Origin of the sequence: Aequoribacter fuscus (assembly GCF_009910365.1) — a bacterium.
Classification (GTDB): Bacteria; Pseudomonadota; Gammaproteobacteria; order Pseudomonadales; family Halieaceae; genus Aequoribacter; species Aequoribacter fuscus.
Genome location: NZ_CP036423.1, coordinates 1,141,316 through 1,163,252 on the forward strand (window position 1 = coordinate 1,141,316; position 21,937 = coordinate 1,163,252).

General features: G+C 51.2%; 18 protein-coding genes. 16 read left to right on the forward strand and 2 right to left on the reverse strand.

The features are described from left to right. Window positions 1-3 precede the first annotated feature (3 nt). Window positions 4-783: a type I methionyl aminopeptidase gene (gene map / locus EYZ66_RS05110; RefSeq protein WP_040815778.1), complete on the reverse strand. Its 780-nt coding sequence runs from the start codon at window positions 781-783 to the stop codon at window positions 4-6. Window positions 784-1,039: 256 nt separating this feature from the next. Between map and rpsB the strand changes: the two genes are divergently transcribed. The 16 genes from rpsB (at window position 1,040) to dnaE (ending at window position 19,009) form a co-directional block, all read left to right on the forward strand. Then, a complete protein-coding gene (rpsB, locus tag EYZ66_RS05115; protein ID WP_009574510.1) occupies window positions 1,040-1,789 on the forward strand; it encodes a 30S ribosomal protein S2 in 750 nt (249 codons plus the stop codon). A 70-nt stretch (window positions 1,790-1,859) separates the two neighbouring features. Beyond that, window positions 1,860-2,717 (forward strand): translation elongation factor Ts, encoded by an 858-nt coding sequence (gene tsf, locus EYZ66_RS05120; RefSeq protein ID WP_009574511.1) that lies wholly within the window; start codon window positions 1,860-1,862, stop codon window positions 2,715-2,717. Window positions 2,718-2,868: 151 nt separating this feature from the next. Then, window positions 2,869-3,606, forward strand: a complete 738-nt coding sequence (pyrH, locus tag EYZ66_RS05125) for a UMP kinase (RefSeq protein ID WP_009574512.1) — start codon at window positions 2,869-2,871, stop codon at window positions 3,604-3,606. 18 nt (window positions 3,607-3,624) lie between these two features. Further along, window positions 3,625-4,182 carry a ribosome recycling factor gene (gene frr, locus EYZ66_RS05130; protein WP_009574513.1) on the forward strand — a complete coding sequence of 186 codons (558 nt, stop codon included), beginning with the start codon at window positions 3,625-3,627 and terminating at the stop codon, window positions 4,180-4,182. A gap of 12 nt (window positions 4,183-4,194) precedes the next feature. Continuing rightward, window positions 4,195-4,965, forward strand: coding sequence for a polyprenyl diphosphate synthase (gene uppS / locus EYZ66_RS05135; protein ID WP_083814310.1), 771 nt, complete (start codon window positions 4,195-4,197; stop codon window positions 4,963-4,965). Beyond that, window positions 4,952-5,788 carry a phosphatidate cytidylyltransferase gene (locus EYZ66_RS05140; protein WP_009574515.1) on the forward strand — a complete coding sequence of 279 codons (837 nt, stop codon included), beginning with the start codon at window positions 4,952-4,954 and terminating at the stop codon, window positions 5,786-5,788. The genes uppS and EYZ66_RS05140 overlap by 14 nt, the downstream gene beginning before the upstream one ends. After that, complete coding sequence (gene ispC / locus EYZ66_RS05145; protein ID WP_040815780.1) at window positions 5,788-6,984, forward strand: 1-deoxy-D-xylulose-5-phosphate reductoisomerase; 1,197 nt, start codon at window positions 5,788-5,790, stop codon at window positions 6,982-6,984. Before EYZ66_RS05140 ends, ispC begins: the two co-directional genes overlap by 1 nt. Before the next feature lie 2 nt (window positions 6,985-6,986). Further along, the gene (gene rseP, locus EYZ66_RS05150) at window positions 6,987-8,345 is read left to right on the forward strand and encodes an RIP metalloprotease RseP (protein ID WP_160195612.1); all 1,359 of its coding nucleotides are present in this window, start codon (window positions 6,987-6,989) and stop codon (window positions 8,343-8,345) included. Window positions 8,346-8,404: 59 nt separating this feature from the next. Further along, complete coding sequence (bamA, locus tag EYZ66_RS05155) at window positions 8,405-11,002, forward strand: outer membrane protein assembly factor BamA (protein WP_009574518.1); 2,598 nt, start codon at window positions 8,405-8,407, stop codon at window positions 11,000-11,002. Window positions 11,003-11,024: 22 nt separating this feature from the next. Next, window positions 11,025-11,555 (forward strand): OmpH/Skp family outer membrane protein, encoded by a 531-nt coding sequence (locus tag EYZ66_RS05160; RefSeq protein ID WP_009574519.1) that lies wholly within the window; start codon window positions 11,025-11,027, stop codon window positions 11,553-11,555. Window positions 11,556-11,570: 15 nt separating this feature from the next. Beyond that, window positions 11,571-12,599, forward strand: coding sequence for a UDP-3-O-(3-hydroxymyristoyl)glucosamine N-acyltransferase (lpxD, locus tag EYZ66_RS05165; RefSeq protein WP_009574520.1), 1,029 nt, complete (start codon window positions 11,571-11,573; stop codon window positions 12,597-12,599). A gap of 2 nt (window positions 12,600-12,601) precedes the next feature. After that, window positions 12,602-13,033, forward strand: coding sequence for a 3-hydroxyacyl-ACP dehydratase FabZ (fabZ, locus tag EYZ66_RS05170; protein WP_009574521.1), 432 nt, complete (start codon window positions 12,602-12,604; stop codon window positions 13,031-13,033). Beyond that, the gene (gene lpxA / locus EYZ66_RS05175) at window positions 13,034-13,807 is read left to right on the forward strand and encodes an acyl-ACP--UDP-N-acetylglucosamine O-acyltransferase (RefSeq protein WP_009574522.1); all 774 of its coding nucleotides are present in this window, start codon (window positions 13,034-13,036) and stop codon (window positions 13,805-13,807) included. A gap of 2 nt (window positions 13,808-13,809) precedes the next feature. Further along, window positions 13,810-14,928, forward strand: coding sequence for a lipid-A-disaccharide synthase (gene lpxB, locus EYZ66_RS05180; RefSeq protein WP_009574523.1), 1,119 nt, complete (start codon window positions 13,810-13,812; stop codon window positions 14,926-14,928). 1 nt (window position 14,929) lies between these two features. Beyond that, the gene (rnhB, locus tag EYZ66_RS05185) at window positions 14,930-15,511 is read left to right on the forward strand and encodes a ribonuclease HII (RefSeq protein ID WP_009574524.1); all 582 of its coding nucleotides are present in this window, start codon (window positions 14,930-14,932) and stop codon (window positions 15,509-15,511) included. Between the two features lie 15 nt (window positions 15,512-15,526). Then, window positions 15,527-19,009 carry a DNA polymerase III subunit alpha gene (gene dnaE, locus EYZ66_RS05190; RefSeq protein WP_009574525.1) on the forward strand — a complete coding sequence of 1,161 codons (3,483 nt, stop codon included), beginning with the start codon at window positions 15,527-15,529 and terminating at the stop codon, window positions 19,007-19,009. Window positions 19,010-19,051: 42 nt separating this feature from the next. Here the strand turns inward: dnaE and EYZ66_RS05195 are convergent, their stop codons facing one another. Next, the gene (locus EYZ66_RS05195; RefSeq protein WP_050793345.1) at window positions 19,052-21,931 is read right to left on the reverse strand and encodes an EAL domain-containing protein; all 2,880 of its coding nucleotides are present in this window, start codon (window positions 21,929-21,931) and stop codon (window positions 19,052-19,054) included. Window positions 21,932-21,937: the final 6 nt, after the last annotated feature.

Genomic DNA, 21,937 nt, shown 5'->3' on the forward strand with positions numbered 1-21,937 from the left:
CATTTATAGGCTTATGGTGTCGTCGCTACGAAGGGTAAAAATTTCGACGCCTGTGTCAGTTACGCCTAGGGTGTGCTCCCATTGTGCGCTGAGACGTCCATCTTTTGTCGTTACCGTCCAGCCATCTTTGGTGTTTAGCTTGGTATGGCGTTTGCCGGCGTTGATCATGGGCTCAATGGTAAAGGTCATACCGGGCTTTAATGCCATGCCTTCTCCTTTGCGACCGTAGTGCAGCACTTGCGGGTCTTCATGGAAAACCGCGCCGATTCCGTGTCCGCAATATTCTCTGACCACAGAGTAATAGTGTTTTTCTGCATGCTCTTGGATGATGGCTCCGATATCGCCCAATGTTGTCCCGGGCTTAACGATGGCAATGGCTTTGTACAAGCACTCTTGCGTCACTTTAATTAAGCGCTCAGCGTGAGGGGCGATGTCACCGACACCCACCATAATACTGGTATCTCCATGGTAGCCATCTTTGATGACGGTCACGTCAATATTAACGATATCGCCATTCTTCAATTTTTTCGTATCCGAGGGGATACCGTGGCACACAACGTCGTTGATTGAGGTGCAAATCGAGCGTGGGAAGCCATGGTAATTCAGGGGCGCTGGAATTGCTTTCTGCTCTTCCACAATGAATTGGTGGCAGATGTTGTCGAGCTCGCCCGTGGTTACCCCCGGTTGTACGTAGGGCTTGATCATTTCTAGAACGTCAGCAGCGAGCTTTCCCGCTACGCGCATTTTCTGGAACTCTTCGGGTGATTTAATGGTAACGCTCATGCTGAAGATCTGGGCTCTTGTCGACACGAAAGCTCGCTAGTGTACCGTAGGAGGCCAGATTCGCGCCACTGAAATTGGTCCCCAACACGGAAGGTAGACTTCTCTTTTAGGGCGAACCGTGGTATAAAGCGCACCGCTATTTAAGAGAGTAGCGATTAACTTAACGACGCACACATTCCGATAGCGTTATCAGGGTGCCGCGAGAGTGGTTTGGTAGCGAGGTTTGTGGAGGCTTAACCCGATACAGGAAGATATTATGACGCAAGTAACGATGCGAGAGTTACTGCAGGCTGGTGCACACTTTGGCCACCAGACCCGCTACTGGAACCCCAAAATGGGCCGCTACATTTTCGGCGCCCGCAACAAGATCCATATCATCAACCTCGAGCACACTGTGCCTGCATTGAATGATGCATTGGCGATGGTTGAGCGATTGGCCTCAAACAAAAACAAAGTCCTTTTTGTCGGTACCAAGCGTGCTGCAGGTAAAGTGATTAAAGAGCAGGCTGAACGCGCGGGTATGCCGTGCGTAAGCCATCGTTGGTTGGGTGGTATGCTGACCAACTATAAAACGATACGCGCATCGATTAAGCGTTTGCGGGACCTAGAAGCCCAGCAAGCCGATGGTACGTTCGCCAAGTTGACGAAGAAAGAAGCGTTGATGCGTACTCGTCAGATGGAAAAGCTTGAGCGCTCTATCGGTGGTATTAAAGACATGGGTGGCCTACCTGACGCGTTATTCGTGATCGACGTAGATCACGAGCGCATCGCGATCACTGAAGCGAACAAGCTTGGGATTCCTGTCATTGGCATCGTGGATACCAACAGTGATCCAGATGGTGTTGATTATGTTATTCCGGGTAATGATGACGCGATCCGCGCCGTCAAGCTCTATGCTCAAGCCATTGCGGATGCTTGTATTGCGGGAAAAACAGGCGATACCGCAGCGATCAAAAATGAATTCGTAGAAGTCGAAGCCGAAGCTGAAGAAGCAGCGGCTGAATAAAACACTGCCGAGTCTCCGCGGGCGCTGAGCGCCCGCGTCGATAGATTTTTAGACCAACTAGGAGAGAATTATGTCAGCAGCACTTGTGAAAGAGTTGCGTGAGCGTACCGGTTTGGGTTTGCTCGAGTGTAAAAGAGCGCTAGCCGAGGCGGATGGCGATATCGAAAAAGCGATTGAAGAACTGCGAAAGTCTTCGGGCATGAAGGCTGCGAAAAAAGCCGGTCGAACGGCGGCAGATGGTGTGGTTTTGGCGCGCGTCAGCGAAGACGGCAGCTACGGTCAGTTGGTCGAGGTTAATAGCGAAACAGACTTTGTCGCGCGCGATGATAACTTTTTGGGCTTTGCTAACAGCGTCGCTGACGCGGCTTTGTCAGCACGCACGACTGATGTTGCGAGCGTAATGGCTGGCGACTTAGAAGCAGCCCGTGAAGGTTTGGTTCAAAAGATCGGCGAAAACATCGGTGTTCGTCGTATCGATGCCGTCGACGCTGGCGACGGCGTTGTGGGCGCTTACGTGCACGGCAACAACCGTATCGCTGTGCTGGTGGCCCTGCAAGGCGGCGATCAAGATTTAGCGCGTGATGTTGCGATGCATGTCGCCGCAGTGAACCCGCAGGTTGTATCCCCTGACGATATGCCACAGGAATTGATCGAGAAAGAGAAAGAGATCTACACCGCTCAAGCTCTTGAGTCGGGGAAGCCGGCAGAAATCGTCGAAAAAATGATCGGCGGTCGTATCAAGAAGTTCTTAGCTGAAAACAGCTTGGTAGAACAAGCCTTTGTTAAAGACCCCGAAACGACAGTCGGCAAACTGGTAAGTTCTGCTGGCGCATCTGTTTTGGCTTTCGTCCGTTTTGAAGTGGGCGAGGGTATCGAGGTGCAGAAAGTCGACTTTGCTGATGAAGTGGCGGCACAGCTGAAAGGCTAAGCGCTTCGTTGAATCTGAGGTTGCAGAAAACCCCGTTTTTACGGGGTTTTTTGTAGGTAGAAAATTTTTGATCCAGTCTTGCGTTTATTTCAAGCAGGGCTAGGGTCAGGACACGTTGTGCGTTAACATAGCCATCACTTAGGAGGGGCTCATGGGTCAAAATTCTGCAGAAAAGAAATATAAACGCATACTCTTAAAATTAAGTGGCGAGGCGCTAACAGGGGAAGAAGCGTTTGGTATCGACCCCAAGATTTTAGATCGAATGGCGCTTGAGATCGGGCAATTGGTAGGTATTGGCGTTCAGGTGGGTTTGGTTGTCGGCGGCGGCAACTTGTTCCGTGGAGCAGCCCTGCAGAGAGCCGGACTAGATCGTGTAACCGGCGATCACATGGGAATGCTGGCTACGGTGATGAACGCGCTCGCGTTGCGTGATGCGCTGGAGCGTTCTAATATTGCAACGCAGGTCTTATCGTCGATTCCTATGAGTGGTGTCGTCGACCATTACGATCGACGAAAAGCCATACGAGCCCTGTCTAATGGCGATGTGGTTATTTTTGCCGCCGGCACCGGTAATCCTTTCTTTACCACCGACTCATCCGCGTGCCTGCGTGGTATCGAGGTTGAGGCCGAGTTGGTCTTGAAAGCAACGAAGGTGGATGGTGTGTATTCAGCCGATCCCTTCAAAGACCCTGATGCCGTAAAATACGACCGCCTAACTTACGATGAGGTGCTCGACAAGAAGCTGGAAGTTATGGATTTGACTGCCATATGTTTGTGCAGAGATCACAACATGCCAGTGCGCGTGTTTGAAATGGAAAAGCAAGGCGCGTTACTGAACATTGTGCGTGGTGGCACTGACGGCACACTTATCGAAGCAGCTAGCGAATAGAAACAACGGAGTTACCAAGTGATTAACGATATTAGAGAAGAAGCCCAAGCGCGAATGCAAAAAAGTATCGAAGCTCTGGGCCATAACTTCAATAAAATTAGAACCGGCCGCGCCCACCCAAGCCTGCTCGACGGAATCAAAGTCGAGTATTACGGGTCGGATACCCCGCTCAATCAAGTAGCCAATATCAATATCGAAGATGCGCGGACGCTTTCTCTTCAAGTGTGGGATCGCACGATGATTTCAGCCGTCGAAAAAGCGATTATGAAGTCAGATTTGGGGTTGAATCCGTCCAGCGCTGGCGAGGTCATTCGCATTCCCATGCCAATGTTGACCGAGGAAACACGCAAGGGCTACATCAAGCAAGCTCGTGCGGAGGCCGAGGCGGCACGAGTATCGCTTCGAAACGCCCGTCGCGATGCGATGAGTATGCTAAAGGACCTGGTGAAAGAGAAAGAAATCAGCGAAGACGATGAGCGTCGCGGTCAAGATGAAGTGCAGAAGTTAACCGACAAGATGGTAAAAAAGGTTGATGAGCTCTTGGCGGCGAAAGAAGCCGACCTGATGGAAATCTAGATACACATCTGCATGGTTGCTGCCAATAACAACGCGGTGCTTAGAAACGCCGCCTTAGCCCCGAAACCTAAACACGTTGCTATCATCATGGATGGGAACAATCGTTGGGCAAAACGTCGAAACTTATCGAGCTCGGCCGGTCATAAAGCTGGCGTTGAGGCAGTGAGAGGTGTACTCGACTCCTGCAAGCTGCACCAAATAGACGTGCTTACTTTGTTTGCTTTTAGTAGCGAGAACTGGCGACGACCGCGGCCCGAGGTGCGAGCCCTGATGGCGTTGTTTATGCGCTATTTGCGCAATGAGGTGCAGGAATTGCACGAAGACGGCGTGCAAATAAAATTCATTGGTCGCCGTGATCGATTAAGCGCGCGGGTCGTGCAATTGATGGAGCGAAGCGAAGCCTTGACGGCTGACAACCACCGATCGACGCTGGTGATTGCGGTGGATTACGGTGGTCGTTGGGATATCGCGCAAGCGAGTTTGCGCCTCGCGGCTGACATTCAGGCCGGGCGCGTTGATGCAAACAGTGTCAACGAGACGATGATGTCTGAGTATCTGGTAACTGGGCATCTGCCCGAGCCAGATTTGTGCATTAGAACCGGCGGTGACGCCAGAGTCAGCAATTTTATGCTGTGGCAATTTGCGTACACCGAGTTTTATTTTACCGACACATTGTGGCCTGATTTTGACAGAACAGCCTTTGAGCACGCTTTGATAGATTTTGGTAGCAGAGATCGACGGTTCGGTGGTCGGAACGAGGAGGTTGCCCATGTTAATGGCTAGAATTGCCACGGCAGTGCCTCTAGCACTCATGTTCATCGGCCTGGTTTTGTTCGCATCGCCTTCTTTGCTTGCTGCTGTCTTTGGCTTGTTTGTACTCATGGGTGCGTGGGAGTGGACGCGGCTATCAGGACTTGCCTCATTCGTTTTGCGCAGTCTATTTTTAGTGTTGATTGTGGCAGGGTTGATCGCAGGCAGTGTGCAATTGCAATTGTTGGCGCAGGTTCAGCGCTTAAATGTGCAGTCAGTGATGGGCGTTGCATGTCTGGCTTGGGCAGTGGCGATGCTCTGGATTAAAGGCTATCCGAGTAGCGCGATTTTATGGCGCAGCCGAGTCATGCGCTTAATCATGGGTTACCTGATGCTCGTGCCTGCCTGGATTGCTGTTATGTTCTTGCTGAGCGTCCCCTTGGGGCGAGTGGTTTTGATTTGTATGGTCGCAACAGTTGTTGTGGCAGATGTCGGTGCCTATTTTTCAGGCCGACTCCTAGGGCGTCACAAACTCGCGCCAAACGTGAGTCCGGGCAAGACATGGGAGGGCTTTTGGGGCGGTTTTCTGGCCTGTGCTGGCTTTGGCGTTTTGCTTTGGTGGTTGCGTCCGGTTGAAGTTTCGCATTTAAATTTGGCTGCAATTTTGGCCATAACGCTGGCAACGGCTCTCGCCTCAGTTGTTGGCGATCTGATGGTCAGCATGGTAAAGCGCGAAAGCGGGCATAAAGACAGTGGTAACTTGTTGCCCGGGCATGGTGGTGTCTTGGATCGCCTCGATAGTATCTGCGGCGCGGCACCGATTTTTGCTTTGGGTTACATGCTGGCGAATTGGTGATGGAGTCCCCAACTCAGCAGTCCGTTGCGGTATTGGGTGCGACCGGATCGATTGGTGCCAGTACCTTAGATGTGTTGGCGCGTCATCCTCGTCGATTTAAAGTGACTGTGCTGGCGGCGAATACCTCGGTTGATCAGATGATTGGATTGTGTCAGTTGCACAATCCACGCTATGCCCACATGGCCGACAGTGACAGTGCTGAGCGCTTGGCTGAGGCTCTGGCTCACACTGACACTCAGGTTATGACGGGTAGCGATGAGCTTTGCTCATTGGTCCAGAGTGCCGAGGTCGACGTGGTGATGGCTGCGATCGTCGGCGCTGCCGGATTGCTTTCGACTCTGGCTGCGGCAAATGCGGGTAAAAAACTGTTACTTGCGAATAAAGAATCGCTGGTGATGGCGGGCGCTTTGTTGATGGATGCTGCAGAAAGGTCAGGTGCTGCGATTTTACCCATCGACTCTGAGCACAATGCCATATTCCAGTGTCTTGCGAGTGATGATCGCGCCGTGCCGAATCTAGAGGGTGTTCGTTCGATTATTTTGACGGCGTCGGGTGGGCCATTTCGCCTATGGGAGGCGGATGCAATTCAGCGCGCGACACCGGCTCAGGCGATAGCTCATCCGAATTGGAGTATGGGCGCAAAAATATCAGTGGATTCGGCCAGCTTGATGAATAAAGGTCTTGAGCTGATAGAGGCTAGCTGGCTGTTTCGTATGCCTGCTTCTCAGATAGAGGTTGTGGTGCACCCACAAAGTATCGTTCACTCGATGGTGCGATACGATGATGGCAGCGTGCTCGCACAGCTGGGCAATCCGGATATGAGAACGCCAATCGCTTACGGTTTGGCTTGGCCTGAACGCATTGATGCGGGCGTTAAGCCGCTCGATTTTTTAAGTATGGGTACCTTGGAGTTCGAATCCGCCGATACCACTCGTTTTCCGTGTTTGCGATTGGCGAGAGAAGCTGCGGCGGCAGGCGGCACGGCGAGCGCGATCATCAATGCGGCAAACGAGGTGGCGGTGGAGGCTTTTCTAGCCCAGCGAATTGAATTCGGTAATATTCCCAAAATCGTCGAAAATACTCTCGCGAGTGTCGTCAATCGGGAACCGGAGTCGATTGACGTGGTCTTAGAACAGGACCGTTTGGCGAGACAGTTTGCCTCGGTTGACGTTGAGCGCATGCGAAAAGGACTTTGATCGTGTTCGATATTATTCAAACAGTTTTCATGCTTGCCGTTACGCTCGGTATTGTTGTGACAGTACACGAGTTTGGTCATTTTTGGGTGGCTAGACGCTGCGGCGTGAAAGTATTGAAGTTCTCCGTTGGGTTCGGTCGCTCGGTGTGGTCCCGGCAGGCACAAGATGGCGTTGAATATGCTATCGGCGTATTGCCCCTCGGTGGCTACGTCAAAATGCTAGACGAGCGCGAGGCGCCCGTCGATGCAGACCTGAAAGCCCAGGCTTTTAATAACAAGTCGCCTGCTCAGCGTATTGCAATTGCTGCAGCGGGACCGATGTTCAATTTTATACTGGCCATCATCGTCTACTTCGTGCTTTTTCTCGCTGGAGAACGCGGCCTCGCGCCAGTAATCGGAAGCGTCGAGCCGGGCAGTATTGCCGAAATGGCCGGCTTGGAGTCCGATCAAGAAATCGTTGCGATCGACGGACAAAAGACACTGACTTGGCAGGCGGTGAATTTCGCTCTGCTGGAACGGCTCGGCGACTCTGGGACAATAGAATTTTCAGTGATTTATCCGCCCAGCCAGCAGGTTTACAGCTCACAGGCGAATTTGGATCGATGGTTAGCCGGAGCGGAAGACGTCGATCTCATTCGGGAGTTGGGTATCGAGCCTTACCGCCCTGTCATTCCGGCAATAATCGGAGGCTTGGCCGATGATGGAGCTGCAATGAAAGCGGGTCTGCAGGTTGGTGATGAGTTTGTGTCAATTGATGGCAGCACGATCTCAGATTGGATGGCGCTTGTCGAAGAGGTTAAACGCTCCGCTGGGCAAGAGCGTTGGTTGGGAATACTGCGTGACGGGCTGCCTTTAACGGTCGCGGTGCAAATTGAGGCTGCCGTGGTAGACGGAGACACAATAGGGCGCCTAGGGGTGTATCCGGCGGCTGTCGAGTTCCCTGTGGATATGGTCCGCTACTTAGAGCGAGGTCCGATTGAGTCTTTGGCGGCAGCCCTAGAGCGCACCGGAGCGCTGGTGGTGTTTACGCTGGACTCGATGAAGAAGATGGTGGAGGGCTTGATATCCCCAAAAAACTTGAGCGGTCCGATTACGATTGCTAAAGTGGCCACCGCGACGGCCGAGCGCGGCTGGGCGAGTTATTTTGAGTTTATAGCCTTGCTGAGTGTCAGTCTGGGCGTCTTAAATTTATTGCCCATTCCAGTGCTTGATGGTGGTCACATATTGTACTATGCAATAGAGTGGATAGCGGGGCGGCCAGTACCTGAGCGTGTTCAAATTATGGGCTACCAAATTGGCTTATTTTTGGTTACCTGTTTAATGGTATTTGCGTTGTATAATGATGTGGCTCGATTGGGCTGAGGGAAAATCAATAATCTCGAAGCGTCTAACGTTAACGAGTGACATAAATAAGGGTTACCTTGAAATTTTTATCTAGATTACTTGCTGTTGTGGGCATCACTCTGTTGGCTCATCACGCCAGCGCAGAGCCGTTTCAAGTAAGTGATATACGTGTAGAAGGTTTACAGCGTATATCGGCGGGCAGTGTGTTTGCGGCACTTCCGCTGGCAGTGGGTGACACCGCGACGCCGGCGTCATTGCGGCAAGCGAGCCGCAACTTGTTCAATACCGGCAACTTCGATGACATTCAGATCGGTCGAGACGGGTCAGTGCTCGTGATCATCGTCGCTGAGCGCCCCAGCATTAGTGAGATTAACATAGATGGCAATAAAGCCATTGAGACCGAGGCATTGCTTGATGGCTTGCGGGGCGCGGGCTTGGCCGTTGGGCAGGTGTTTCAGCGCTCCACTCTGGAAGGCATGCAGTTGGAACTTCAAAGGCAGTATGTGCAACAAGGGCGTTATGATGCTGCGATCGAAACCGATGTCATTCCAGAACCGCGCAACCGCGTTTCTGTCAATATAACAATTGACGAGGGAACGCCGGCGCGCATTAAGCACATAAATATCGTGGGTAATACCCTGTTTGATGAAGACGAATTAACCAAAGAGTTTGAGCTGAAAACGGGCGGTTGGCTGTCATTCTTCACGAGTGATGATAAGTACTCGAAGGAGAAGCTCACGGGTGATCTTGAAAAGTTAACCTCTTACTATCAGGACCGCGGCTACTTACAGTTTGCGATTGATTCCACTCAGGTAGCAGTGTCTCCCGATAAGAGTGCGGTGTACATCACCGCTAACATCACAGAGGGCGATAAGTTTACCGTGGCGTCGGTTGATCTATCCGGGGATTTAGTCGTCGACAAGCCCCTGCTCATGCCCTTTGTTTTGATCAAAGAAGAGCAAACTTACAATCAGGCTGCGGTCACGGCGACGGAAGAGTACCTCACGCAGCGCTTAGGTAATGAGGGCTATAATTTTGCCAAGGTCACGGGCATTCCCGACATCAACGAAGAAGACAACACCGTTGATATGAAATTCTTTATCGACCCAGGTAAACGCACCTATGTGCGACGTATTACGTTTGCGGGTAACGAGCTCACCTCAGATGAGGTGTTGCGCCGAGAGATGCGGCAAATGGAGAGCGCGCCAGCGTCTCAAGCTATGATTGATCAGTCTCGCGTGCGCCTAGAGCGACTGGGATATTTCAGTAAAGCGGAAGTCGAAACGCTGCCCGTGCCCGGCACGGACGACCTGATCGACGTCGCCTTCACCGTAGAAGAGCAGTCGTCTGGCTCTATTTCAGGTAGCGTAGGTTATGCACAAGATGCGGGTTTGATTCTGGGTTTGAACCTAGAACAGGCCAACTTTTTGGGTAGCGGCAAGAGCATTGGCTTGGGCATTAACAGCTCGCAGTACCAAGACCTTTACAATATTTCTTACACCAACCCTTACTTCACGGAAGACGGTGTGAGTCGTGGCTTTAGCATATTTTACCGAGCGACAGATTTGTCTGAAATTAACGTCGCGAGTTACACCACCGATACCGTTGGTGGGGCGATTTCGTTCGGTTACCCGATTAAAGAAACACAACGCATAGGTCTGAACTTCGGGGTCAACTCGACGACGATTACGGCGGGCCGTTATGCTGTGCAAGAAATCAAAGCAAGTCCGCGTCTTGAGACGGGTATTGAGGGCTGGTATGAGCAAGCGGTGCGAGATGACACTGGGGCATACACCTCAGTAGAGGTGTTCAACCCGATTGATACGCTTCCATTCTCTGCGCTAACAAACGCGGACGTTACCGGTTTCTTGGATGAGAATGGCGATGATTTCTTTAACTACACGATTACGGCCTCGTGGTTGCAGTCGACCTTAAACCGGGGTCGATTGGCTACGCGTGGTGCTTCACAGTCGGTGTCTTTGGAACTGTCTCTGCCGGGCTCAGATCTTGAATTTTACAAACTCAATTACCGCGGCGAATTGTTCCTGCCACTGTCAGAATTATTCACTTTGCGATTCAGAACCGAGCTCGGCTACGGCGATGGATTTGGCAGTACGACGGAATTGCCCTTCTTTGAACATTTCTACGCGGGCGGCTTTGGTTCGGTACGCGGCTTTGAGAACAATACTCTCGGCCCCAGGAGTACGCCTCCAGCGACTTATACCATCTCGCGGCCAGTGACTGGTATTGATGCCGATGGTATTCCCACCGAAGTTGGTGGGCCCGACGGCACTCAATTTGGGTATGTTTTGGACCCATCTACCGGGAAACTTGCCTACACGGCGATTCAAGATAATGACCCCGATCCGTTTGGTGGTAACGTTTTGATCGAAGGTAGCATTGAGCTGTTGTTCCCGATGCCCTTCATTGAAGACCGCAGCAAGTTGCGTTCCGCCTTCTTCATTGACGCGGGCAACGTATTTAACACCAACTGCTCGGCGATTCAGTTGAATTGCTTTGATATTGATGCCGGCGAGCTCCGCTATTCGGTGGGTGTAGGGGTGAGTTGGATTACCGGATTTGGACCGATGACGTTTAGCTTGGCGAAGCCTATGAACGCGGGTCCAGACGATCGCGAAGAAGCCTTCCAGTTTACTTTGGGTCGTGGATTTTAATTTTAATTGTTAGGAGAAAACTGTGTTAAAAATAACGAAAGGGTTGGTGTTTGTTGCGGCTTTGTTAGCGTCGTTTCAGGTTGCTGCGCAAGGGCGTATTGCTGTAGTCAATATCGAGACGGCAATTCTGAGCACAGACTCTGCGCAAGCTTCATTGAAAGCGCTGGCTGATAAGCCTGACTTCAAAGAGCGCAAAGAGAAATTTGAAGATCTCTTGAAAAAGTATGAAGAGGACGCGGCGGCGTTTCAAAAAGATTCAGCGGTGCTGACTGACGAGCAAAAAGCGAACAAGATTAAATCCTTGAAAGATCAGGAAGACGAGATCAAGTTGCATCAGACGAAGCTGCAAGAAGCTCAGCAAATGGAAGCGCAAATGATTTTGCGCAACATGAGTCAGGCCACTCAAGAAGTACTGCGTGATTTGATTACGACAGAGAGCATTGGTTTATTATTGCCGGCAAATGCGGTGATGCATGCAGACAACAGCTACAACATCACGGCAAAACTGACGGACAAGCTAAATCAGAAGCTAGCAGAAGCGTCGGCTAAGTAAGGACACCATGTTCTTGTGTTAGCGAGTATTCTAGCTGAGCATTTACAGCTCGAATTGGTCGGCAATGACCGTGATATCTCGGCCATCGCCCCAATTCATACAGCGAGCTCAACGGAGCTCGCTTTCGTTTCGCAAGCACGATTTTTGAGCCAACTGGCCTTAACAAGGGCCGGTGTGGTCATTATAAAGCCAGCGTGGTCTGATCGCGTCCCTGAGGGTTGTGCCGCGATATTGGCATCCGATCCTTATTTGGCTTTCGCGCGAGCGACCCATTATTTCGCAGCAGCTAAAGAGCTTGCGACGGGCATTCATCCGAGTGCGCAAGTGCATCCCGAGGCAACAGTCGATGCTACTGCGGCTGTTGGCGCTCATGTATCAGTCGGGCGAGGCACCGAAATTGGTCCGTGTGTGACCATAGGCGCAAATGTGAGTATCGCTGATCATTGCAAGATAGGCGCTGGTAGCCGTCTTGAAGCCGGCGTAGTGGTATACTCGGACGTGCATATTGGCCAACGCTGTCGTATCCACAGCAATGCTGTCATTGGCAGCGACGGGTTCGGTTTTGCACCGAGTCCAGAGGGCTGGGTAAAGATCGAACAGCTAGGAGGCGTACGTATTGGTGACGACTGTGATATCGGTGCCAATACAGTGATTGACCGAGGCGCGTTACAGCATACTGTGTTGGGCAACAACGTGATAATCGATAATCTCGTCCAAGTTGCCCACAATTGTATTATTGGCGATCAGACCGCGATCGCAGCCTGTGTGGGACTGGCGGGAAGCACGCGAATCGGTAGGCGTTGCACTCTCGCGGGCGGTGTTGGGGTGGTAGGTCATCTGGATATCTGTGACGATGTTCATGTGACGGCGATGAGTATGGTGACTAAGTCGATTATTGAGCCCGGATCTTATTCGTCTGGTACCACGATGATGCCATCGGTCGAATGGCGAAAAAGTGCGGTTAGAATGGGACAGTTGGAAAACTTGAACAAGCGAGTTCAGCAACTGGAAAAATTATTGAGCAAGGAAACTCGAGATCAATAGCAATGTTGGATATTCATGAAGTCCGAAAATATTTACCTCATCGGTACCCTTTTTTGCTGGTTGACCGAGTCGTTGACTTAGTGCCGGGCGAATCAATTACTGCCTACAAGAATCTGACGATCAATGAAGAGTTTTTTCAAGGCCATTTTCCTCAGGAGCCCGTTTTTCCGGGCGTGCTATTAGTTGAGGCCATGGCGCAGGCGGCGGGCATACTTGGGTTTGTGACGATGAACAAAACGCCAGAGGACGGCTCGATTTATTATTTTGTCGGCGCCGACAATTTGCGCTTTAAACGCCCCTGTGTGCCTGGCGATCGAGTGATGTTGCATGCCAGAATTGTTTCAGAGAAGCGAGGCATCTGGAAGTTCGAAGTGTCGGCTGATGTCGAAGGCCAGAAAGCTGCTTCTGCCACGATTCTATGCGCAGATCGATAAATGAATATTCATCCAACCGCCATTATAGACCCCAAAGCGCAGCTCGCTGAAGGCGTTGAGATAGGCCCATGGACTTACATCGGGCCCGATGTGGTGATCGGAAAAGATACAATTATTGAACCGCATGTGATCATTCGCGGCCCCACGGTTATAGGCGAACGAAATCACATCTATCAGTTCTCTAGCATTGGCGAGCGTACCCCGGATCTAAAATATAAAGACGAGCCTACGCGGCTACTCATTGGCGATGATAATGTCATTCGCGAAAACGTGACGATTCACCGCGGTACCGTGCAAGACCGCGGCGAGACTGTCATTGGGAATAACAACCTGCTAATGGCCTACGTTCATATCGGGCACGATAGTGTGATTAAAAACCACACGATTTTGGTGAACAATACGGCTCTTGCCGGCCACGTCCACGTGGGCGATTGGGCTATTCTCAGTGGCTACACGCTGGTGCACCAGTTTTGCAAAATAGGATCGCATGCGTTCAGCGGTATGGGCACTGCAATAGGAAAAGATGTTCCTGCTTATGTCACTGTCAGTGGCGCGCCCGCTGAGGCTAAAACGATCAATACTGAGGGTTTACGCCGCCGTGGGTTTAGTGTTGAAGCGATTAGCCAACTGCGACGCGCGTTTAAAATCGTGTATCGGCAGGGGTTAACCCTAGATATCGCATTGCAGCGTCTAAGCGGTATGATTATCGAAACGCCTGAGGTGGCCTTGTTGATTGAGAGCATAGAAGCCTCCGAACGAGGCATCGTTCGCTGATTATGTCAGCTCTTCGTATCGCAATAGTTGCGGGCGAAACCTCTGGCGACATCCTTGGTGCCCAGGTCATCGAAGCCCTAAAGAAACGGATCCCGAATATCGAGTTTGAGGGTATTGGGGGGCCTCGCATGACTCAGGCTGGCTTGTCGTCTTGGTTTGATATGGAACGATTAGCAGTGATGGGTTTGGTCGAACCTCTAAAACGCTTGCCAGAGTTACTCAGTATGCGAAAGCAGCTCAAACAACACTGGCTCAAACACCCTCCGAACCTGTTTCTAGGCATTGACGCCCCGGATTTTAACTTGAATATCGAGATTGCACTCAAAGCGCAGGGGATACCAACAGCGCATCTGGTGTGTCCAACTGTGTGGGCTTGGCGAGAGGGGAGAGTTAAGACGATTGCCAAAGCGTGCGATGATCTACTGTGTTTGTTCCCTTTTGAACCGAGATCCTTTGAGGGAACCAAGGTTCGTGCACACTTTGTTGGGCATCCAATGGTTGAGGCTCTGGAAGAGTTACCCTCCGATGTCGATATTCGGGCGGCCCTTCATGTTGGCGATGAGCGCGTACTGGCCTTGTTGCCAGGCTCTCGCCGAAGTGAAATCGAATCGCTGTTACCCATCTATTTGGAAGCCCTCGAGCTGTGTGATTTTCCACACGACATTGTGATTCCTGCCAGCAACAGCGCTAATTTCGACCTCATACAATCAATAGTGGCGACGTTTTCGATTAAACCTCGGGTCGTCATCGGCGGATCGAGAGAACTGTTAAAAATTGCAGAACTCGCCACTGTGACATCAGGAACCGCGACACTCGAAGCCGCTTTGCTAGATTGCCCAATGGTCATCGCCTATCGAATGTCATCTGTCAGTTGGTTTTTTATAAAGCGCCTTCTCAAGACGGAGTTTGCTGGCTTGCCCAATATCATGTTGGGCAGAGCAGTGGTTCCCGAGCTCATTCAAGAAGAGTTAACGCCGCGCGCTTTAGCCGATGAACTTCAGGCTCTGATGGCGACTGGCGCTCTCGCACAAAAGGCTGCGTTTAAAGAGATATTGAGCGCACTCGATACGCGGTTTGGCGACCAATGTGCCAGTGTTCTTGTGAATACCTTGGGGCGTTGATATGTTGCTAGCGTACGAGATCGGCTTAGTGGCGGGTGTTGACGAAGTAGGTCGTGGTCCATTGGTCGGTAATGTGGTGACTGCAGCTGTGATTCTGGACGTCAACAACCCCGTAGAGGGGTTGAAAGACTCAAAAAAATGCACCGAAAAACAACTGCATGCTTTAAACGAAGACATTCAAGCCAAGGCTTTATGTTTCGCGTTTGGGCAGGCCACTCCTGCTGAGATCGATGAATTGAATATTCTGCATGCGACTATGCTGGCCATGACTCGTGCAGTTAATGGCTTGTCCATTACCCCGGAGCATGTTCTCGTTGATGGCAACAGAGTGCCGCGCCAGCTGGGGGTACCTGCTACGCCCTGTATCAAGGGTGATGGGACTTATGCGTGCATTGCCGCGGCGAGTATCTTGGCTAAAGTCGCTCGAGATGCTCAAATGGTAGACCTTGATCGTCGCCATCCTGAGTATGGATTCGCGCGTCACAAAGGCTACCCTACACTCGAACACCGGCAGGCGCTGATTGATCATGGGGTGCTGATCGAACACCGTAAAAGTTTTGGCCCCGTACAGCGCTGCTTATAGGAAAAAGAGAATTCGATGACTGATTTTGTTCATTTACGTTTGCACACTGAGTACTCCCTGATTGATGGGATTGTGCGAATCAAGCCTCTGATGAGCAAGGTCGCTGAGCTGGGGATGCCGGCCGTCGCCGTGACGGATTTTTGCAATTTTTTTGGTCTGGTCAAGGCGTACAAAGCGGCTCTGGGTGCCGGAGTTAAGCCAATTTTTGGTGCAGACTTTTTGATATCGGGTTTAGCTGAAACTGACCGTGCCCTGCCGTTAACCCTGTTGGTGACGAGCCTAGAAGGCTACGCTAATTTGACGCGGTTAATTTCTAAAGCGTACCAAGAAGGTCAGCGGTTGGGCGTGCCCTATATAGAATACGAGTGGCTGACCGAATTCCAAGGAGGGTTAATTGCACTGTCGGGTGGTCGAGAGGGCCAGCTGGGCCAGCTACTGTTGGCGAACAAACAAGATCTTGCATTAGAGCACGCGTCTCAATGGATGGCTTTATTCCCCGGACGGTTCTACATCGAAATACAGCGCACCGGACGAGATAATGAAGAGCCCTACATTCATGAAGCCGTGAAGTTGGCGTCGGCTCTTCAGTGTCCAATTGTTGCGACGAACGACGTTCGGTTTTTACAGGCTGATGAGTTCGAGGCCCACGAGGCGCGCGTCTGTATTGGTGAAGGGCGAACGCTCGACGATCCTCGGCGGCCACGCAATTATACCGATCAGCAATATCTTCGAAGCCCACAAGAAATGGCCGAGCTGTTTCAAGACTTGCCTGAGGCTCTCGCAAATACAGTAGAGATTGCTAAACGCTGCAACCTGATTCTGAATCTGGGTACGCCCTATTTGCCCGAATACCCTGTGCCCGAGGGTATGACCATGGATCAGTATTTTCGGCAGCTATCGCACGAGGGCTTGGCTCAGCGTATTGGTGGTCAAGGCGAGCGCATACCGGATCCGCGTTTTAGCCATCAAGACTACATCGATCGCCTCAATATCGAGTTAGACATCATTATTCAAATGGGCTTTCCGGGCTACTTTTTGATTGTGATGGATTTTATTCGGTGGGCTAAAGAGCATGATATACCCGTTGGGCCGGGCCGCGGTTCTGGTGCAGGCTCGCTGGTCGCCTATGTGCTTCTGATTACTGATCTTGATCCTTTGCAGTACGATTTGCTGTTCGAGCGGTTTTTGAACCCTGAGCGGGTATCCATGCCTGACTTTGATGTCGACTTTTGTATGGATCGTCGTGACGAGGTTATCGACTATGTAGCGACTCATTATGGCCGCGATGCGGTGTCGCAGATTATTACCTTTGGTACGATGGCAGCAAAGGCGGTGGTCAGAGATGTCGCTCGAGTCCAGGGCAAGTCTTATGGTTTAGCCGACAAGCTATCAAAGTTGATCCCTTTTGAAGTGGGTATGACGCTTGCTAAGGCGGTAGAGCAAGAAGAAGCTCTGCGCGATTTTTTAAGAGATGACTCGCAGGCACAAGAAATTTGGGATATGGCCTGTCAGCTTGAGGGTATTACTCGTAACGTTGGCAAACATGCGGGTGGTGTCGTCATTGCGCCGTCAAAATTAGTCGATTTCTCGCCTTTGTATTGCGATGAGACTGGCGGTGGCTTGGTTACGCAGTACGATAAAAACGATGTCGAAGATGCAGGACTGGTTAAGTTCGACTTCTTGGGCTTGCGAACGCTTACGATCATTGCGTGGGCAATTAAAATGATCAACCCTCGGCGTGTCGCTCATGGTGAGCAAGCGCTCGATATCAATCAGATACCCTTGGACGACAACGCGGTATTCCAGTTGTTGCAACAGGCCGACACAACGGCAGTGTTTCAGCTGGAATCTCGAGGTATGAAGGACCTGATCAAGCGTCTGAGACCCGATAATTTCGAGGACATTATCGCATTAGTGGCGTTGTTTCGACCGGGTCCACTGCAGTCGGGCATGGTGGATAACTTTATTAACCGCAAACACGGCCGCGAGGCCATTGCCTACCCCGATGCACATTACCAACATGAGTCGCTGAAGCCAATTTTGGATCCTACGTATGGCATTATCCTGTATCAGGAACAGGTCATGCAGATTGCCCAGGTGCTGGCGGGTTACACACTGGGTGGAGCCGATATGTTGCGTCGCGCCATGGGGAAAAAGAAGCCCGAAGAAATGGCCAAACAGCGCGAAGTGTTTCAGTCGGGAGCCGCTGAGCGCGGCATAGACCCAGAACTTGCCATCCGAATTTTTGATTTGGTAGAAAAGTTTGCGGGCTATGGCTTCAACAAATCGCACTCTGCGGCCTACGCTTTGGTGTCGTATCAAACCGCATGGCTAAAAGTGCATTACCCGGCCGAGTTCATGGCGGCCGTTATGAGCTCGGAACTTCAAAATACCGATAAGATCGTTATTTTTATTGAAGAATGTCGCGCCATGGGCTTGCCCTTGAAATTACCCGATGTCAATGAAGGTCGCTACGCATTTACCGTGAATGATCTCGGTGAAATTGTTTACGGTTTGGGTGCGATAAAAGGCTTGGGTGAGGGCCCCGTAGAGGCGATTTTGCGCGAGCGAGATGCGAATGGTCCCTTCAGGGATTTATTCGATTTCTGTGCGCGTACTGATCGCCGTCTTTTGAACAAACGTGCCATTGAAGCTTTGGTGCGAGCTGGCGCCTTTGACTCACTGTCAGAACCTCGTTGGGTGCTCATGGCTGCCGTTGACGATGCGGTCAAAGCGGCGGAACAAAAAGCGAGTAATACAGCGTCAGGTATCGATGATTTATTTGGCGAGGTCATGCCCTCAGCACCCAGTGCGGATGGCAACGTCTATGCAGCTTTCAGATCGGCGCGTCCTTGGAGCGGGCGTGAGCGTCTTAGCGGCGAAAAAGATACGCTGGGTTTGTATGTCACGGGTCACCCTATTGACGACTATGAACGCGAGATCCGCCAATTTGTGCCAACTAAAATCGCTGATCTGCGTGCTGACGGAAAAAGTAGTCAGCGCATCGTAGGTCTGATAGTGGCGGTTAGGACAATGAAAACGAAGCGTGGCGATACCATGGCGATTGTGACCTTAGATGATCGCTCGGCGCGTATTGAGGCGACAGTTTATGCCGAGGCCTTTCAGGCCTCTCGAGAAGCACTGACCAAAGATACTTTGATTGTGATGGAAGGTGGTGTAGCACATGATGACTACTCTGGTGGTCTGTCTATGCGCGCCAACCGAATTTTGTCGCTGGATGAAGCTAGGGGTGCCTATGCGAGCGAGTTGCGGATAACCTTGAACGGCAAATCAGACTTGGTGTTAGTTGCGCAACTGGCGCAGGTACTCAACCCGTCGGTTGGGGGGGCATGTCCTGTTGTTATAGATTACCAGCGTCACGATGCGTCAAGCGTGATTGTCCTCGGAGAGGCTTACCGGATACATCCGAGTGATGAACTGTTGGCCGCTCTGGGTCAACTACCAGGGACTGTATCGGTAAAACTGCTGTACCAGTAGGTTGAAAAAGGAGGCCTTGTTACTTGCGCTTAAGCGGGACCCTCAGTTCGCCTGCTCGGATAGTAACTTGGGCTCGGGTACGATGCTTTGCCACGGATGATTTGGCGTTGATGCAAACGCAATAAAATCGCTGTCGCTTAAGGGTTTAGAGAAATAGTAACCTTGAACGCGCTCACAACCCATCTCTGCAAGTTGCTCGAGCTCCGCGAGATTTTCTACCCCCTCAGCCACTAATCCCATATTCAAAGCTTGTCCCATTTGTACAATGGCGTTCACGATTTGGTAGTTCGGGTTGGATTCATTGATGTTGGTAATGAACGATTGGTCGACCTTAATCCAATCGACCGTCAATTTTTGTAGGTAGGCCAGACTGGAATACCCCGTGCCGAAGTCGTCAATTGCAACGCGAACGCCGTGTTGTGATAGCTCCCGAATGGTTTTTTGAGTTTTTTCAATATTATCTAAGAAAATCGATTCCGTAATTTCGATGATTAAGCGGTGGGTATCCGCCCCGTGTGCTCTGGCGTAGTTGGTCAGGATCGCAGCGATATCCTGATAGCGGAACTGTACGCCCGATAGATTTACAGCAACGGTTTGTTTGAGCCCAAGGTCTTGTAGACGCGCCAGGAGTGAAAAAGCCTGATCAAAAATAATTTCGCTGAGTTTCAGGATCAAACCTGAATCTTCCGCGACGCTGATGATGTCGGGAATAGCGACACCCGGGCCGGACGGCCAGCGAAGCAGAGCTTCGGCGCTGACAACGTCGCCTGACCCCAAAGCAACGATGGGTTGGTACATGAGCCGAAACTCGTCATTCTCCAGCGCTTGAGCGACCAGGTCCCTGAGTTGAGCTCGCTGAATTCGGATCTCGTCCATACCCGCATGAAATAATTGGTAGCGGCTACCTGTAATTTTGTCGCGCTTAGCGCGGTACATTGCGGTGTCCGCGGCGCGAAGTAAATCCTCCATCGAAATACCATGCTCAGGATATCTCGCCATACCGAGGCTGAATTGAACGCCGCGATCGCCACTGTCTGTGTAAACGATTTGTCTCGCATCATTGATCAGTTTGTCGGAGAGTATTTGGAAGTCCTCATCGGAAAGCGCTGGGCTTACTAACATGGCAAATTCATCGCCACCTAATCGAGCGACTAGGCTGTCGTCTCCGGTTATATGTGCCTGCAGTAACTCGGCAAATTCGGTCAATAAGCGATCACCTGCGACATGCCCGCGTGCATCATTGATCTGTTTAAAATCATTGATATCAAGAATCGCCACCGAGAATGGCTCAGGGCGTTTATTTTTACCATTGAGTTTTTCTTCAAATCGTTGATTAAACAAAGAGCGGTTGGGCAGCTGGGTGAGCGCATCGAGGTGTGCCATGCGCCAGATTTGGTGTTCCTGCTCGATGCGATCATTCATGTCTAGCAGGGAACCCACAATATGCTGATTGCCAGATTGGCCGCTCGTTAGGAGCTGGCCATTCAACAAAAACCAACGATACCCTCCATCCTTTTGTCGCAATCGACAGTGCATTTCAAGCGGCTTGTCTTTGCTGATGTGTCGCGCGATAGCGCGTTCAAATGCATCGAGTTCCTCGGCGTGTATCAGACTTTTTAAGTCCGCAAGTGTCGACATCGGCTGGTTAGCAAAATCGAGTGCCAAGGTGTCTCGGCTTTGACCAATAAACTCTAGGTCCTGCGAACTTAGATTCCAATCCCACACGATCGCGTTGGCCGAGTGTAAGACGACGTCTAGTCGATCCAGTGAGAGTTGCAGCTGAGTCGCCGACGCAGAAATTTCGGTGTTGGCTTGTTTTAGAGCGGTGATGTCCTGCCCAAAGAAAATCACCCCTCGTTGGGTCGGTGATGTTCCCGCCATTGGTGCGACGCTGAAAATGGTCGCTAGAGGTACAGAGCGTCGTTGCGCAATGTTGAGCTCTATGCCCCGCGATTTTCGCCCGGACTGAGCTGCCTCAAAAGCGTATCGGATCTGCTGAGTGTCTGAAACCTGTCCTAGGACATCCAGAAAATTCTGGCCAAAGACTGTATCGGCCCCGAGTCCCGTTGCGGCTTCAATCGTTTTATTCCAGAGCGTAATGCTGCCCTCTCTGGACACTGCAAAAATCGGCGCATTCAATGTGTCAATTAATCTGATGGCTTCGTCAATACTCGTCTCAAGGGACGAACGAGTCGCCAACTCTTGGGCTCTGGCGTTGTCGAACTGTTGGTGCAGAGCGTGATTTTCTTGTAGGAGTACATTGCTGACAAGATTAAGTGTTTCCTCGAACTCAAAGGCTAGCGGTGATGCTGACTTTGTCGTCGGCCTCTGTGTGCTACTGAGCGTCTGGATTTGATGGTTTAGTCGATTGCGATTGGTTAATAACAAGCGCCGTATCCACCACCACGCGACTAAAACTGAAATCACAGTAACCGTGGCAGCGAGAATAAGGCCTTGTTGAACTCTGAGGTCTTTGCGTTGCAGTTGCTGGTCAATGGCCGCTTTTTTAATTACCACACTCTGGATCAAGGCGTCGGCATCACGACTGACTTCGTCAACGAGCGATGTGAGTTGATTGCTCTGCACTACATCGCTCACCTGGACAGGTATTAGACGACTGAGAGAATCTTGAACTTGCACAGCTTCGGGGATACAGCAGAAATCTGCCGTATTGACCAGAAGCTGAATTTTAGTTTGTAGCGCGTTGATATGGTCTTGATAGGCGTCTGGTGAACGTGGTATCGCCGCCAGCATTGCCTCAGATTTAATGCTCTGAAGAATTAATTCTTGATATCTGAGCTCGTTACTTGTTGAAGAAATTAACGTGCGGTCGAAATACAGTTTGAAGAGCGTGGCGGCGCTGATTGCTACGCCGATACAAGCAAGCAGGATGGGTCTTATAATAGCGCGGCTTAAATTCATTAGAAG